13 protein-coding genes are annotated in these 15,374 nt (G+C 55.5%); 4 read left to right on the top strand and 9 right to left on the bottom strand.

Going from position 1 to position 15,374, the window contains the following annotated elements; translation table 11 throughout:
- Window positions 1–43 precede the first annotated feature (43 nt).
- The 4 genes from metC to PAT9B_RS16940 all read right to left on the bottom strand — a co-directional run bounded on the left by metC (window position 44) and on the right by PAT9B_RS16940 (window position 4,264).
- The gene (gene metC, locus PAT9B_RS16955; protein ID WP_013510508.1) at window positions 44–1,234 is read right to left on the bottom strand and encodes a cystathionine beta-lyase; all 1,191 of its coding nucleotides are present in this window, start codon (window positions 1,232–1,234) and stop codon (window positions 44–46) included.
- 197 nt (window positions 1,235–1,431) lie between these two features.
- Entirely contained in the window at window positions 1,432–2,718 is a 1,287-nt protein-coding gene (locus PAT9B_RS16950) for a TRAP transporter large permease (protein ID WP_013510507.1), read from the bottom strand.
- A gap of 15 nt (window positions 2,719–2,733) precedes the next feature.
- The gene (locus tag PAT9B_RS16945; RefSeq protein ID WP_013510506.1) at window positions 2,734–3,240 is read right to left on the bottom strand and encodes a TRAP transporter small permease; all 507 of its coding nucleotides are present in this window, start codon (window positions 3,238–3,240) and stop codon (window positions 2,734–2,736) included.
- A gap of 46 nt (window positions 3,241–3,286) precedes the next feature.
- Window positions 3,287–4,264: a TRAP transporter substrate-binding protein gene (locus PAT9B_RS16940; RefSeq protein WP_013510505.1), complete on the bottom strand. Its 978-nt coding sequence runs from the start codon at window positions 4,262–4,264 to the stop codon at window positions 3,287–3,289.
- Window positions 4,265–4,608: 344 nt separating this feature from the next.
- Between PAT9B_RS16940 and exbB the strand changes: the two genes are divergently transcribed.
- The 3 genes from exbB to PAT9B_RS16925 all read left to right on the top strand — a co-directional run bounded on the left by exbB (window position 4,609) and on the right by PAT9B_RS16925 (window position 7,322).
- Window positions 4,609–5,334, top strand: a complete 726-nt coding sequence (exbB, locus tag PAT9B_RS16935) for a tol-pal system-associated acyl-CoA thioesterase (protein ID WP_190274670.1) — start codon at window positions 4,609–4,611, stop codon at window positions 5,332–5,334.
- Between the two features lie 5 nt (window positions 5,335–5,339).
- Complete coding sequence (gene exbD, locus PAT9B_RS16930) at window positions 5,340–5,762, top strand: TonB system transport protein ExbD (protein ID WP_013510503.1); 423 nt, start codon at window positions 5,340–5,342, stop codon at window positions 5,760–5,762.
- A 243-nt stretch (window positions 5,763–6,005) separates the two neighbouring features.
- Complete coding sequence (locus tag PAT9B_RS16925; RefSeq protein ID WP_013510502.1) at window positions 6,006–7,322, top strand: MFS transporter; 1,317 nt, start codon at window positions 6,006–6,008, stop codon at window positions 7,320–7,322.
- Between the two features lie 49 nt (window positions 7,323–7,371).
- On the opposite strand, the gene PAT9B_RS16920 is transcribed toward PAT9B_RS16925, so the two are convergent.
- Genes PAT9B_RS16920 through PAT9B_RS16900 form a run of 5 tightly spaced genes read right to left on the bottom strand, consistent with a single transcriptional unit; the run spans window position 7,372 to window position 12,607 of the window.
- Window positions 7,372–8,349: a spore coat protein U domain-containing protein gene (locus tag PAT9B_RS16920; RefSeq protein ID WP_013510501.1), complete on the bottom strand. Its 978-nt coding sequence runs from the start codon at window positions 8,347–8,349 to the stop codon at window positions 7,372–7,374.
- Complete coding sequence (locus tag PAT9B_RS16915) at window positions 8,346–10,787, bottom strand: fimbria/pilus outer membrane usher protein (RefSeq protein ID WP_190274669.1); 2,442 nt, start codon at window positions 10,785–10,787, stop codon at window positions 8,346–8,348. The genes PAT9B_RS16920 and PAT9B_RS16915 overlap by 4 nt, the downstream gene beginning before the upstream one ends.
- A complete protein-coding gene (locus PAT9B_RS16910; protein ID WP_013510499.1) occupies window positions 10,784–11,473 on the bottom strand; it encodes a molecular chaperone in 690 nt (229 codons plus the stop codon). Before PAT9B_RS16910 ends, PAT9B_RS16915 begins: the two co-directional genes overlap by 4 nt.
- A gap of 25 nt (window positions 11,474–11,498) precedes the next feature.
- Complete coding sequence (locus PAT9B_RS16905) at window positions 11,499–12,008, bottom strand: spore coat U domain-containing protein (protein WP_013510498.1); 510 nt, start codon at window positions 12,006–12,008, stop codon at window positions 11,499–11,501.
- A 29-nt stretch (window positions 12,009–12,037) separates the two neighbouring features.
- The gene (locus tag PAT9B_RS16900) at window positions 12,038–12,607 is read right to left on the bottom strand and encodes a spore coat protein U domain-containing protein (RefSeq protein ID WP_013510497.1); all 570 of its coding nucleotides are present in this window, start codon (window positions 12,605–12,607) and stop codon (window positions 12,038–12,040) included.
- 545 nt (window positions 12,608–13,152) lie between these two features.
- On the opposite strand from PAT9B_RS16900, the gene PAT9B_RS16895 reads away from it, so the two are divergent.
- Complete coding sequence (locus PAT9B_RS16895; protein ID WP_013510496.1) at window positions 13,153–15,252, top strand: bifunctional diguanylate cyclase/phosphodiesterase; 2,100 nt, start codon at window positions 13,153–13,155, stop codon at window positions 15,250–15,252.
- Window positions 15,253–15,374 lie beyond the last annotated feature (122 nt).

Below are 15,374 nucleotides of genomic sequence, written 5' to 3'. Positions count from 1 at the left end.
TCCGCCACGCGGCACCCGGTTTGTTGAGGTTCTGTTGAGGATTTCAGCTTTTCAGACGCTCAAATCCGGCTTGCAGGTCCTCAATCAGGTCGGCAACGTGTTCCAGACCAATATGTACCCGCACCAGCGTACCGGTAAAATCGACACCGCCCGCCGGGCGAATCTCCGCCAACTCTTCCGGCTGATTGGCGAGGATCAGCGATTCATATCCCCCCCACGAGTACGCCATGCTGAAGTGGTGAAAACCATCGAGATAGTGCGCCAGCTGCTCGCTGCTGAGTTTCTCGTGCAGAATGAACGAAAACAGGCCGCTGCTGCCGGTAAAATCACGCTGCCAGAATTCGTGGCCTTTACTCTGCGCCAACGCCGGATGGTTGACGCGTGCCACTTCCGGGCGTGCTGCCAGCCACTCTGCCACCTGTAAGCCGCTCTCTTCATGCTGACGTAAACGCGTGCCCAGCGTGCGCAGGCCACGACTGGCCATATAGGCGGTATCGGCGTCGACCATCTGGCCCATCAGGTAAGAGTTTTCACGCAACTGGTCCCAGCAGCGCGCGTTGGCAACAGCGGTGCCAATCATCGCATCGCTGTGACCAATCAGATATTTAGTACCTGCCTGAATCGAAATATCGATGCCATGCTCCAGAGCGTTAAACAAAACGCCTGCTGCCCAGGTATTATCGATCATGATGATGGCATCCGGTGCGGTGCTGCGTACCGCTGCAACAATCGCCGGGATGTCCTGCACTTCCATGGTGATGGAGGCCGGGGATTCAAGAAACACCACGCGGGTGTTGGGTTGCACCAGCGCACGGATTTCGCTGCCCATGCAATGATCGAAAAAGGTGGTGGCAACCTGAAGTTTGCTGAGGATTTTGGTGCAAAAATCCTGCGTCGGTTCGTAGACTGCGCCGCTCATCAGCACATGATCGCCGGCTTCGACAAAAGACAGAATCGCGTTGGCAACTGCCGCCGCACCACAGGGATAGAGCACACAACCGGCACCGCCTTCCAGTTCGGTCATCGCATCCTGGAGGGAAAAGTGCGTCAGGGTGCCCCGACGGCCATAAAACAGTTCGCCTTTCGCCCGTCCGGCGGTGGCGCGTTTTTTATCGGCTACGCTGTCAAAAACCAGCGATGAGGCTCGCTGAATAACGCTGTTGACTGAACCCTGGGTGTAACGTTTGCTGCGTCCCGCGCTGACCAGCGTGGTGTCTATTTTTTTCGTTGCCATCACTGCTTTTCCTGCCGCATTCCACAAAACAACCACGTTAACACGAATCGGCCCTGTGCGTTGCCCCTGATTATGGAATATCAGACAGTCACCTTCATTGGACGAAGCTTGAACTGTAGCGGCGCGATTTATCGCGCATTCCCGTGCGCAATGCAGGAAAAAACCGCGCGATAAATCGCGCCGCTACGGGCGTACCGTTACATCACCCCCATCATATGCGGCAACCACAGCGACAGCGCCGGGATATAGGTGATCAGCATCAGTACCAGAAACAGCATGCAGTAGAACGGCAGCATCGCCCCCACCACCTGTTCAATCTTCTGTTTACTCACCGCGCTGGCAACAAACAGGACGGTGCCGACCGGCGGGGTGATCAGGCCGATACCGAGATTGGTCATCATGATCATGCCGAAATGTACCGGATCAACCCCCAGTGCGGTGGCGACGGGGAGTAGCACCGGCGTCAGGATCAGAATGATCGGTGCCATATCCATCAGCGTACCGATCACCAGCAGCAGGATGTTGATACACATCAGGATCACATACTTGTTGTCCGACAGGCTGGTAAAGGCTGCGGTGATCGCCGTGGGGAGTTGCATAAAGGTCATCACTGCGCCAAAACCCGCCGCAAAGGCGATCAAAACCATCACGATGGTGACGGTTTTGATGGTGCGAAACAGCAGGATATGTAGCTGGTTCCATTTAAAGTCACGATAGATGAACATGGTGACGAAGAATGCCCACAGACAGGCAATCGCCGCTGACTCCGAGGCGGTGAAAATCCCAGACAGAATGCCGCCAAGAATAATGACGATGGTGAACAGCCCCCAGAAGGCATCAAAGAAGATCTTCAACGCCTGGCGAAACGGGATCGCTTCGCCCTTGGGATAACCGCGTTTCCGTGCGAAGCCAAGGCACATCACCATCAGACAAGCACCGAGCAGCAGGCCGGGAAAAATACCGGCCACAAACAACGAGGAAATGGTCACTACGCCGCCGGTTGCCAGCGAGTAAATCACCGAGTTATGGCTGGGGGGCGTCAGTACCGCTTGCACCGAACCGCTGGCGGTCACCGCTGCGGCGAAATCACGCGGATAACCTTTCTCCTCCATTTGCGGGATCATCACCGAGCCTATCGAGGCGGTATCCGCCACTGAAGAACCCGAAATGGCCCCGAAGAACGTTGAGGCGACGATATTCACCAGCGATAAACCGCCACGAATAAAGCCGACGAAGATGTAGGCAAAATTCACCAGCCGTCGCGCAATGCCGCCTTCAGCCATGATCGCACCCGCCAGGATGAAGAACGGGATGGTAAGTAACGAAAACTTATTGATGCCGTTGGTCACCTGAATCACCACCGCTTCAAGCGGCAGATCGATCCACCAGGCACCGATAAAAGCGCTAAACCCGACCGCGAAAGCGACCGGAAAGCCGACTAACAGCAACAGAATCAGACTGCCAATCAGGATGAATGCGTCCATCACGATGCTCCGAAGTTAGTGTGTGCCACCCAGGGTGACAATCGGGCGCTGGCTCTGGTCGCCGTGTAACAGGCGCTCCAGGGCAAACAGCAGGGTAAAAGCGGTGCCTATGGGGATCGGTAAATACATTTCGCCATAAGTGACATTGGGCAGTGAGGCCAGCGGTTGAATCCACATCGCTTCACACAAGTTGTAACTGGCGCGGAACAGCACCACACATAAGACGATCAACAGCAGGTTACACAGCAGCAGCGCCCATTTTTGCCCGCCGGGCGATAAACGATCGGTGACCATCGAGACACAAATGTGGGTGCCTGCGCGCAGGCCAACTGGCGCACCGACAAAGGTAAAAATGATCATGCAGATAATGGCGACCGGTTCGGGCCACGAGAGCGCGCTGTTCAATACATAGCGCGCAAAGATACCAACGGGAATCACCGCAACCATGATCATCAGTGCCGCCGCCGCTACCCACATACACAGCAGGTACAGCCGATCCATCCACCGGGAATATGCGTTCATAATTGGATCCTGAGAAAAACGCCACGCCTGAGCGCAGCGTGGGGGGTTATTTCACCTCGGCGATCTGCGTCATCAGATCCTGATATTTTCCACCAAACTGATCGCGTACCGGTTGAGTGGCTTTGACAAAATAGTCGCGATCGATCTGCTGGAAAGTGACGCCTCCGGCCTTCATTTTCTCAATGGATTGCCGGGTATAGCTGGCCCACAGCTGGCGCTCTTCATCCTGGGCTTCTTTGCCCAGCTTTTTCAGCAACGCCTGATCATCAGCGGAAAGGCGATCCCACGCCGGTTTGGAGAACAGGATCATCTCTGGCTGAATAAAGTGACCGGTGAGGGTGTAGTATTTCGCCACGGGCAGGTAGTTATGGGCGACGAAGGTGGGGGGGTTGTTCTCCGTGCCGTCGACCACGCCAGTTTGCATGGCGCTAAACACCTCACTGACGCCCATGGCCACCGGGTTAGCGCCCATCGCTTTCAGTGTGGCGAGTGAGATGGCGCTGTTCTGCACGCGGATTTTCATGCCTTGCAGATCTTCCGGTTTGGCCAGCGGTTGTTTGGTGATCATGTTGCGCGTTCCGGCATCGGTCCAGCCGAGAAACACCATGCGGGTGTTGGGATCGTTATTGAATTTATTGACGATCTGCTCACCGACGCTGCCATCCAGTACTTTGTGCATATGATCTTCATCGCGGAAGATAAAGGGCAGGGTCAGCACGCTGGTTTCTGGCGCGATGGTGGTGACCGGAGCCAGCGAAACGCGGATCATATCGATCGCGCCCAGTTGTACCTGTTGCAGGGTCTGATCTTCATCACCCAGCACGCCACCGGCATACACCCTCATCTCCAGACGGCCATCAGTGGCCTGTTTGATTTTCTCCCCCATATGTTCCAGTGCGACCACCGTGGGATAACCGGCGGGCTGCACTTCCGCCACTTTAAGGACTTTTGCCTGCGCACCCGCAGCCAACAGGGCGATCATGGAGGACAACGAAACGGCGAGCAGTCGTTTTTTCAGTGTCATGTTTTGCTCCAGCAAAGAGGTATTGAAATCGGACAGTGCAACGGCACCGTTAAAAGGCAGGGCTGGCTCAGAATAGTGAAAAAATGATGGCGAAAAAGTGGGCAGATGTTGATTGAATGAAATGCATCACATTTTGAAACGATGTTTTAATAATTTTATACAGTCCGTCACATTTATAAAACCTCTCCACAATGGGAAGAAACTGTGGTGGAAAAACGCACTTTTCGTTTGTAAATAGTAATGAGAACTACTATCAATTCGGTCTGCTAATTTGTTATGATCCGGCGCTCGATCGTGAACTGTGCAATTGAAGTTGGAGATGCAGCGTGGTAGCCAGTGATTTGATGCAGACGGATCTCTCCGTTTGGGGTATGTATCATCATGCCGATATCGTGGTAAAGGTGGTAATGATTGGCCTGTTGTTGGCCTCTGTGGTCACCTGGGCAATCTTCTTTGGTAAGTTTGCTGAGTTGAGTTCAGCCAAACGCCGTCTGAAACGTGAGCATCTGGCCCTGAGCGATGCGCGATCGTTAGATGACGCCGCCAGCACCGCCGCCAGCTTCAAAGGTAACAGCCACAGCGCCGTGTTACTCAACGATGCACAGAACGAGCTGGAACTGTCTGCCGGTGTGGAAGACACCGATGGCATTAAAGAGCGCACCAGCTTCCGCCTGGAACGTCGTGTTGCGGCTTTCAGCCGTCATGCCGGTCGCGGCAATGGTTTCCTCGCCACTATTGGTTCGGTGGCGCCGTTTATCGGCCTGTTCGGTACGGTATGGGGCATCATGAACAGCTTTATTGGTATCGCGCAAACGCAAACCACTAACCTCGCCGTGGTTGCACCGGGGATTGCAGAAGCGCTGTTGGCTACCGCTATTGGTCTGGTTGCTGCGATTCCTGCCGTCGTTATCTACAACGTGTTTGCCCGCATGATCGCTGGCTACAAAGCCTCGCTCGGTGACGTCGCCGCGCAGGTGTTGCTGCTGCAAAGCCGTGACCTCGATCTGGGTAATGTGACCAACGAAGTGGCGCGTCCGGCGTCTGCCGCACAGAAACTGCGCGTAGGGTAATAGCGATGGCGATGCGTTTAAACGACGACCTGGAAAGCGATGGCGAAATGCATGAAATCAACGTGACGCCGTTTATCGACGTGATGTTGGTTCTGCTGATCATCTTTATGGTGGCTGCGCCGTTGGCAACCGTTGATGTACGCGTCAATTTGCCCGCTTCCACCAGTGCGCCGCAGCCGCGTCCGGAAAAACCGGTCTATTTGTCGATTAAAGAAGATAATCAGGTCTATATCGGCAACGATCAGGTCACCAAAGAGACGCTGGTCAATGCGCTGACGGCGCAGACGGAAGGCAACAAAGATACCACTATCTTCTTCCAGGCCGACAAATCAGTCAGTTATGAAACCCTGATGTCGGTGATGGACCAACTACGTGAAGCCGGATATCTCAAGATTGGCTTGATGGGTATGGAATCGGTGAAGAAGTAATCTCACTGAAAGTTATGAGGGCGCCCCAATGGGCGCCCTTTTTGTTATGGTCGTTGCGGCCAGCCAAACAGGAACAGCGCCAATCGGGAAGATAAACGGGCAATTGTGCTGTGGAAAAACTTTGTTAATGTTTGGTTACGTATAACCGTACTTTTGTAAAGTGCAATGGTGAAGATGATCACATTCACCAGCCGGGCGTCAGGATAAAAGGGACTTTCCGCATGGAAGACACTGGAAAATTCTATGAGCTCACCTTCTTCTTTACAAAAGTCATCGCAGAGCGGTGCCAAAACCATCTTTAGCGTAACCAGCGGCAACTTCCTTGAAATGTACGATTTCATGGTGTTCGGTTATTACGCTACCGCGATTGCGAAAACCTTTTTCCCGGGTGATGACCCGTTCGCGTCATTGATGCTGACGCTGATGACCTTTGGTGCAGGTTTCCTGATGCGTCCGTTAGGGGCGATTGTGCTCGGTGCTTATATTGACCACCACGGTCGCCGCAAAGGGTTGTTGTTAACCCTCGGCATTATGGCGCTGGGTACGCTGACGATTGCCGTGGTGCCGGGTTATGCCACCCTCGGGGCGGCGGCACCGGTGTTGATTCTTATCGGTCGTTTATTGCAGGGCTTCTCCGCCGGGGTGGAATTGGGCGGGGTATCTGTTTATCTGGCTGAAGTGGCACCGAAAGGACGTAAAGGCTTCTATGTCAGTTGGCAATCCGGCAGCCAACAGGTAGCGGTGATCTTCGCGGCGTTGTTGGGGCTGGGACTGAATCATTTGTTGGAAAAAGAGGCGGTGACGGATTGGGGCTGGCGTATCCCGTTTGTTATTGGCTGTTTGATTGTGCCATTCCTGTTCTGGATTCGCCGTATGCTGGAAGAGACCGAAGCTTTCAGCCAGCGTAAACATCATCCGACCATGCGCCAGATTATGCGTTCGGTGGGACAAAACTGGGCGCTGGTGTTAGCCGGTATGCTGATGGTGGTGACCACCACGGTGATGTTCTACATGATTACCGCGTTTACCCCGACATTTGGTAAAACGGTACTGATGATGAGCGACAAGGACAGCTTCCTGGTGACGCTGTTTGTCGGCCTCTCCAACCTGTTCTGGTTACCGGTGATGGGATCGCTGTCGGACCGTATCGGCCGCCGTCCGTTGCTGATTTTCTTTACCATCCTGATGATCCTCACCGCCTGGCCGGTATTGCACTGGCTGGTGGGCTCGCCGACCTTCGGTCATCTGGTGGTGGCTGAACTCTGGTTATCCTTCCTCTACGCCAGCTATAACGGGGCGATGGTGGTGTATCTGGCGGAAATCATGCCTGCTGAAGTGCGCGCGTCCGGTTTCTCTCTGGCTTACAGCCTGGCGACGGCGCTGTTTGGTGGCTTTACGCCGGCGGTCTCCAGCTATCTGATTCACGCTACCGGTGATAAAGCGATGCCTGGCGTATGGCTGTCGTTCGCCGCGGTGTGTGGTTTGGTCGGGACGTTGCTGATTAGCCGCATGGTGAAACAATACCGCACGCGCCACAGTGCGACGGCGGTGAATGCCTGATTTGCCCCCAGCCGTCGCGGTGCCAGCTATTGCGCCGCGACGGACATATCTAAAACGACAAATCCACCACCACGTTATCGGTGTAATTCCCGGCCGCCGGGGTATTCTGCGTAGTGAGAATCTGCGCGGTGTAGGTGTAGCCGCGTGTCAGGCCATCGGTACTGACAGTGGTTGAGGCACTGCTGCTCCAGCGATCGGTACCGGTTGGTCCCCAGCGCGTGGTGGTGGTCGTTCCCCGATAGATGTCATAACTCAACCGGTTGGTGCCGCTCGCCATATTGCGCACGCCATTAGCTGCGTAGCTGCCATTACTCAATCCCACCGTATAGGTGCTGCCTTTGCTGCACACCACGCTAATGGTCTGCTGCACGGTGGAAAAGCTGCTGACTAACGGCGCGCTACCAAAGCTGACATTGGGGGCGGTGATGGTGGTGCAATCATTCGATATCACCATCGTCACCGTAATCGGGATGGTGCCGGTCCCGGTCTGTGGTGTCAGGCACAGGCCGCCCACGCCAAGGCTGGTACAGATGTTATAGGTGACGTAAAGATTGAGCGTCACGGTATAAGTGCCTGCCGCCACCGTTTGCCCGGTTACCGTCTTCAGATACACGGGTAAGGCGAAGTTCAGGCTACCGAACAGGCCGGCAAGGTTTGCCAGTACCGATTGTGAAAAGGTATAGGTCGATCCCCCCACCGTCAGCTCAGTGGCACAGGCGCTGTCCATACACAGGCGTACCGGAATGTTATCGCTGCCGCTGCTGCCGCTGATGATCATGGCACCGCGTGTACCGTTGACGCTGGAGGCGCTGGCGAGCTGAAACGTGATTTGGTTAGTGCCTAACAAGGTCAATGCTGAACCCGCGCCACAGTTCACATTGGCGGTGGTCGATGTGGAGCTGATGGTTGAATTGACCACAAAGGTGGTGACCGAACCAAAGCTGGCGGTGGAAGCGGGCAGGCTACAGGCAGCTTGCGCCAGACCGGGCAGGAGTAGCAAGGTGAGCAGGACCAGCATTTTTTTCATGGCGATATGCCTGTAGTGGAGTTTTCGTTATTCGGAAGCGCAGCACCTGGCGGCGGCGGGGGGAGCGCGCAGGTGAGCGGACCATAGGTTTTCAGCGCCATGGGTTGACCATTGGCGATCGTGAGTTCGGTTTGGCAACGGCGACCGTCCGGCGTGATGACCTGAATGGGATTGCTGGCCTCCAGGTTTTCCATCCAGGTGATACCATCCCAGCCGACATACTCAGTGGCTTGTCCTGCGCGCAGCACCTGGCTGGAGACCGGTAGCGGCTTGCCGTCGCTGTCATGCAGAATGACACTGGCGGAACGCAGTTTCTCCACCGGGAAATTCAGCAGATAGCCGCTCTGGCGCTTCACAGCGAAACGCTGCTCGACGCGCGGTGAGGTCATATCGGCGGGCAGGTCCAGCGTATCGATATCGTATTTTGCCGCGTAATAGCTGCTGATGGATGGCACCAGCAAATAGCCTTCTTTGTCGGTGCGCCCCATTGACTGATTTTCGTAGCGGATGTTCACATCGGGGTAATTGGTTTTCACCAGCACAAAGGCGTCGTTGATTTGATTGGCGACAAACAGGCGGTTATCCATCAGCACCAGCGCGCCACTGAAATCAGCCCACTGGGTGGTATTATCATCGTCGCCATAAAAGCCCGCCGAGGTATCCACCTTGTTGTTGCGATAGCGCAGGCTGCCCTGGCGATAATCGCCGCTGTTGCCGCCCTGATTGGCCCAGGAGGCATCCCAGGAATAGCCGCCGTCGCTGGGCATGGCCCGCGACAGATAGATCCGCTGGTTATTTTCGCCCTGCTGGTCGCGTTCCATGCTGACCGAGGCACTACCCTGTTCGCCGAAAGGGATCACCAACGAGATGGCACCACTCCATTCCCCTTGTTGCTGATCGCGACTGGCCGAGATATACAGGCTGCTGTTACCCCAAAGGTTTTTACTCCACGACAGGTTCCACAGCCGTGTGCGTTCGCCATTACCGCTATTGATGTCAAGATACGCCAGCCCGAGACTACCGTACTGATTCATCGACACGCTGGCGGTGTATTGCGCACTGCGCCGCGCCAGGGAATAGGTGGTATCTTCCGAGTCGCTGCGATTGCCGACCAGCGCCAGATTGCCAAAATCCACGGTGCGCAGCGTGTGTTGGGTACCGAGGCTGAGCCAGCTGTTGTTGTACTGATAACCCCAGCTGTATTGTGTGCCCGGTTTGCTGCTCATCTGGCTCTGCGCCAGCGCGCCGTTGATCACCCCCCAACTGCCCAGTCTCACCTGGCCACCGGCACCCCCCATAGCGACCTCATCGCTGCCCTCCGCGTGGGTTTCCAGCGTCAGCCAGTCAGTCAGGCCGTAGCGGTAGGAACCGCTGGCCGCGGCTGCGCCATAGTCGACGTTTTTGATGCCATAGTTTTCACGCATCGCCCCGGCTGAAAAGGAGTAATCAGACAAGCCTTGTTTCAGCAGATTGCTGGAGACGTAGAACGGTAGCGTGGTGGTGACCTGGCGGCCTACCGCGTCGGTGGTGGTGATGACGGCATCGCCCGCACCGTTAACAAAGGGCACATTGGTGAGCGACCACGGGCCGGGCTGCACGTTAGCCTGGCTGGAACGATAGCCGTTGATAAACAGATCGACGGTGGAAGGTACGGCGGCCTGGCCGGAAAATTGTGGCAACGGGTAGGTGATGAGGTCAGGGCGCACGCTGAAATCACGACCAATCTGCACACCGCCCAGACGCACGCTGTTGGTCCAGGAGAGAGAATCGGTGACGAGATCCCCGGCACGCCAACTGAGTACGGCCTGTTCGTTTTCGTTACTCCACCAAGTGTCATAACGAATATAACCGTCCTGCTGCTGCGGCGCGCTGCCTTCTAATTGCTGCTGCAACACGCCATTGCTGGAGAACTGTCCGGCGGCACCAAACAAACGCAACTCATTCCAGGTGGCGAGTCGCGTACCACTGTGATCGGTACGGGTGGCATAGAAGTCGTAATTGAGTAGCGCGCCGGTACTGGTACGACCGGGATAGCGTGGGCCATTGTGCGACTGACCAATCACCTGACCCGGTAACCATGCCGGAGGAACCGTCAGCAGCAGACGTTGACGTTGATTGTCATAAGCGACTTTCACGCTGTTCAGTTGGTTGATATTAATCTGCTGGCCTTGCAATTTATCCGCCGGGATACCGGCCCGTTCTAAATCGCCACGCCGCAGCCAGAAATCGCCGTTCTTTTGTTCTACCGGCACGATATTGCCCTGTTCCCCTTGGTTGATGATCAGCTCCAGCATGTACTGCTGCCCCGCGGCGTTGTTTTGCAGCGCAGGAGGCGGCGGCAGCTCGGAGAAGGTCTCCGCGCTACTCATCAGGGGTGTCAGACAACACAGGGCGCTGGTCACCGCCAGCGCGCAGGGATGGAGCGGAAATCGCATCAGCGCAGGGCTGCGCTACGCCAGTGGCCTTTGTTCATCTCGGCCTCCAGCTCTCCGCTGACGTTGCCCGCCAGTGGCCAGCGGTTGCTGCTGTTTGCCAGCACGTAGCCAAACAGGCCATCACCCAGTTTGCGCCCGCCGATGGTGACATTGCTCAGGCGCGCATGGCCGGTGCCGTGGTTAGTCAGTAGGAGCCAGCGTCGGCCGCCGCTGTTTTCCACCTGCCAGCTCAGGTCGGGTTTGGCGCTGTCGAACGTCAGCCCGTTACCATAAACGAAGAGCGGCACCGAATAGCGCATCTGGAACGTCAATCCGGCCTGATTGGTTCCGGGGGTACGTGGGGTAGGGATCTCATCCAGCACCACGCGGTAGGCCATTTCCTTGCCAGCGGCGGGCGGCGTTTGTTTGATTAAACGCACCAGCTGTTTTTGCCCCGGCTCGATGCGTACCAGCGGTGGGCTGGCGACCACGTCGGTCTGTGTCTGATACTGCTCCCGCTGGTTGACTTGCTGCCAGGTGAAAATGCGGACCTGCATTAAGGTGGTTGCATCGCCACGGTTCTCCAGCCACAGCTCACTGGCTTTGTCGTCGGGATTGATGGCAGGATCGATCGGCCAGATCATCAGCGAGTTGGCGGCATGGCTAAGGGCGCTGAACGTGAGCAGCCATACCAGCAGCAGGTTTTTCATGCGTTATTCCTTCTTCGTTGTTCCTTCACCAGCTCAGGGTGACGGTTAAAGTATCGGTATAAACCCCGGCGCGCGTCGGCCCCGGTAGCTGCAACACGCCGTAAATCGGCAACGTGATGTTGTTGGCGTTGCTATAGCTGAGGGTAACCGGAGAATTCACCCCAATCGCGGTGGTGTGGCTGGCGTTGCTGTACAGGCTGTAGGCCACGGTATTGGTGAAACTGGCCAGTTTCAGGTTGCGGGTGGTGGTGTAGTTGCTGCCGCCGTTAATCGACATGCTGACAGTGGTGCCTGGCGTGCAGGCAAGGCTGATGGTGGAACTCTGGACAAAGGTGGCACTGACACTGCTGCTGGCGACGCCGGACTGGGTGCCAAAATCAAGCGTGCCAAAAACGCCGGGATTTGTACCGGAGACCACGCAGCCAGCCACCACTGAAGCAGAGACCTGGAAGGTTGCGGTTGGCAACCCCCAGGCATTGACACTCCCTATCAGCAGGGCCAGACCGCCAGCAATGCGCGTCCACCCATTTACCACACTCACCCTGTTTAACCGAAATGCGCGCCTCAGTAATTGACGGCAACGTTAATGGTATCGGTGTAAGTCCCCGCCGGAATCAACGGGTTGAAGCCACCACCGACGACACGACCATAGATGGCGTAGTTCGTCCCCAGAGTGGGGTCGGTGGTGCCGCTTGGGGCGATATTGGTGTTATTGGCGATGGCGGTGGTAAAGGCCGCATCACTGTACAAGGTGTAGGCGATGCCTTGCGTGTTGTTGGAGCCGAGGATCAGATAGCGTGGCTGTCCGCTCACGGTGCCATAAATGGTGGCCGGTGCGGCATTACTGCTGGTCACTTGTACGTTAAAGGTTTGGCCGGTGGTGCAGCGCACGTAGATACCATTGCCGGAAGCCCCAACCAGGGTGGCATTCAGGGTATCGAAAGTGGCAGCGCTGCTTCCGAAGTTCAAGGTACCGAAGTTCACCCCGGTCGTAGCGGATTGACCATTCACCAGGCAGCCGGTGGTCAGGGTAAGCGTAGCGTTAATGGTTCCCGTTGTGGTGGCGGCGAAAGCAGCATACGGCGGGAAGGTAGCGCTCAGGCTGGCGGCCAAAAGAAAAAGCTTGAGTTTCATAATCATTCCTTACTGATTATCCAAGGTCAGTGCTTTTTCACCTGATGATGTATTTATGAAATCAACCGAAAAATAACAAGAAGCCGGATTAGGCGGTACAGCAAAACCCCTGCTGTCTAAGAAAGTTCTTATGCGGCAGGGAAATGATTTATATCAGTTTTCTTTACTATAGTTCAGCAAAGCGAAGCCTGTCAGGTCCACCAATGATTTTTCCCTAATCAATTTGTTCAACTCGCCGATAATTCAGTGATAGCAAGGGATTCCGGCAGGCAAAAAAAACTAAACAAGGAATTATTACTCCCTCTACCGCGATGCAAGGTTCAGTGTTATGTTCATACATTAATCAGACATAATAACGATTCTCCACTCAGCGATAGATAATGAACATAAAAAAGTCCCAGTGCGCTAGTCCCCAGACCCTACTGGCACGATTAGCGGCTGAATCGCTTTTAAAAAGTTAACTGACCGTTTATGCATGCTTTTTAATCTTTGTTCCTGTTCGATAATTCAGCACCTGCTCGCTAGCGGGTTAGTGAGGAGCGCTCATGTTGCTGATTACCTGGGATAGCGTTCTGGTGACGAGTTCATTGATCGTCGCTTTTATCGCCTCATTTACGGCACTGGATACGGCCGGACGCGTAGCGGTATCACGTGGCTGCATCGCCCGCTTATGGCTGATCGCCGGGGGTACGGCGATGGGCATTGGTGTCTGGGCGATGCATTTCATCGGTATGCTCGCCATGATGCTACCTATGACCATGCGTTACGATGTGCCGCTCACCTCGTGGTCGCTGGCGGTGGCGATCATTGCTGCCATCTTTTCGTTTGCGCAGGTGGTACGCGGGAGTCATCTGACCTTACGCCGCCTGGTGCGGGGCACGTTAATCCTCGGCAGTGGCGTGGTGGCGATGCATTATCTCGGCATGAACGCGCTGATGATCGAACCGGCTATTCACTGGAATCTGCAGCTGGTTGCCTTGTCGGTAGTCATTGCGTATGCCGCCTCCGGTGCGGCTTTGTGGCTGGCATTTCATTTACGCCAGGGCGATGGACTGTTGTTGATGCGCGGCTGTGCCTCGCTGGTGATGGGTGCGGCCGTTGCCGGCATGCATTATGTCGGGATGGCGGCTGCGCAGTTCAACAATGCCAGCAGCATGATGGAACATGGGGTCAGCGATCAGGGGCTGGCGGTGTGGGTCACCATCATCACCCTGACCATCCTTGGCATCACGCTGTTGTTGTCGATGCTGGATGCGCAGCTGCGCGCCGCACGACTGGCGGCAAAACTAAAGCATGCCAACAACGAATTGCGCCAACTGGCCATGCACGACAATCTCACCACCTTACCTAACCGGGTGCTGCTGGAACAGCAACTCGATGCTGCTGTTAAACACGCCACGCTCAACGACCAAACCTTTGCGCTGATGTTTATGGATCTCGACGGCTTTAAGGCGGTCAACGATACCTGGGGACATCATGTTGGTGACTGCTTACTTGTGGCAGTGGCCGCGCGTCTGCGTAATCAGTTACGCGAGGATGTGATTCTGGCGCGTCTGGGCGGGGATGAATTTGTGCTGTTAAGCCCCGACAGCGATGGCTTACAGGCCGCCACCATCGCCCAGCGTCTGGTCAATACCATCGATGCCCCGTTTGAACTCGACCGTTATTCGCTGCGGGTGTCGTTAAGTGTGGGCATCGTCATCTTCCCGCTGCATGGCCGCAGCAAGCAGGAGATGATGTTCAACGCCGATTCAGCGATGTATCACACCAAACACAGCGGACGTAATGGCTGGTGCCTGTTTGAACCGGCGATGAGTACGGTTGCGCAGCATCAACTGGCGCTGGCCAATGATCTGTGGCACGCGCTGGAGCATCAGGAAATGCGTCTGTTCTACCAACCGAAGTTTCGTGCCGGTGGGACGCTGCTGATGGGCTTTGAAGCGCTGCTGCGCTGGCAACATCCGCGTCGTGGATTGCTGATGCCAGACATGTTCCTGCCGCGTGCGGAAAAAACCGGGCAGATTATCGCGCTGGGCAATTGGGTGATCAATGAAGCCTGCCGTCAGCTACGCCAGTGGCATGAAGAGGGCAATAGCCACTGGAGCGTCTCCGTTAACCTCTCGGCGCTGCAATTCCACCAGCGCGACTTGATCGACAGCTTACGTGAGATTCTGCAACGGCACAGCTTGCCGGAAGGCGCGCTGATGTTAGAAATTACCGAAACCATTGCCATGCGTGACCCGCAGTTCAGTCAGCAACGTATTGCTGAATTGCATCAGTTGGGCGTGAAGGTGGCGATTGATAATTTTGGTATCGGTTATGCCAACCTGCTCCATCTGAAACATCTGGAGGCGACGGAGTTGAAAATCGATCGCAGCTTCATCAACAGCCTGCGTGCTGACAGCGAAGATGCCACCGTCGTCAGTGCGATGATTACCCTGGCGCAGAGCCTGAATTTACGTATGGTGGCCGAGGGCGTTGAAACGGAAGAACAGCAGCGCTTATTAACCGGGTTGGGTTTCGATACCCTTCAGGGCTACTTACTGGGTAAACCGACACCGGCAGATCGTATCAGCGAATTCACTGTGGCAGTGACTGCCCCTCTTGTTATCCCCGATAACATCGCACCTTTGGCGGGTGCGTGACGAGTAATTTTTATTTTCTGAATCGTAATCTTTCATCGTTCAACGACCAATAACGGCAGCATGACTGCCGATAGATAATACAATAATATTTATATATTTTACGTTTTATTAACAACACCACG

This window comes from Pantoea sp. At-9b (assembly GCF_000175935.2).
Lineage (GTDB): Bacteria > Pseudomonadota > Gammaproteobacteria > Enterobacterales > Enterobacteriaceae > Pantoea.
This window is presented reverse-complemented; position numbering and strand designations above follow the sequence as displayed.

Bases quoted from the DNA above. Each gene is read 5' to 3' on its own strand.
- metC (WP_013510508.1), bottom strand. From the start codon at position 1,234: ATGGCAACGAAAAAAATAGACACCACGCTGGTCAGCGCGGGACGCAGC.
- PAT9B_RS16950 (WP_013510507.1), bottom strand. From the start codon at position 2,718: ATGGACGCATTCATCCTGATTGGCAGTCTGATTCTGTTGCTGTTAGTC.
- PAT9B_RS16945 (WP_013510506.1), bottom strand. From the start codon at position 3,240: ATGAACGCATATTCCCGGTGGATGGATCGGCTGTACCTGCTGTGTATG.
- PAT9B_RS16940 (WP_013510505.1), bottom strand. From the start codon at position 4,264: ATGACACTGAAAAAACGACTGCTCGCCGTTTCGTTGTCCTCCATGATC.
- exbB (WP_190274670.1), top strand. From the start codon at position 4,609: ATGCAGACGGATCTCTCCGTTTGGGGTATGTATCATCATGCCGATATC.
- exbD (WP_013510503.1), top strand. From the start codon at position 5,340: ATGGCGATGCGTTTAAACGACGACCTGGAAAGCGATGGCGAAATGCAT.
- PAT9B_RS16925 (WP_013510502.1), top strand. From the start codon at position 6,006: ATGAGCTCACCTTCTTCTTTACAAAAGTCATCGCAGAGCGGTGCCAAA.
- PAT9B_RS16920 (WP_013510501.1), bottom strand. From the start codon at position 8,349: ATGAAAAAAATGCTGGTCCTGCTCACCTTGCTACTCCTGCCCGGTCTG.
- PAT9B_RS16910 (WP_013510499.1), bottom strand. From the start codon at position 11,473: ATGAAAAACCTGCTGCTGGTATGGCTGCTCACGTTCAGCGCCCTTAGC.
- PAT9B_RS16900 (WP_013510497.1), bottom strand. From the start codon at position 12,607: ATGAAACTCAAGCTTTTTCTTTTGGCCGCCAGCCTGAGCGCTACCTTC.
- PAT9B_RS16895 (WP_013510496.1), top strand. From the start codon at position 13,153: ATGTTGCTGATTACCTGGGATAGCGTTCTGGTGACGAGTTCATTGATC.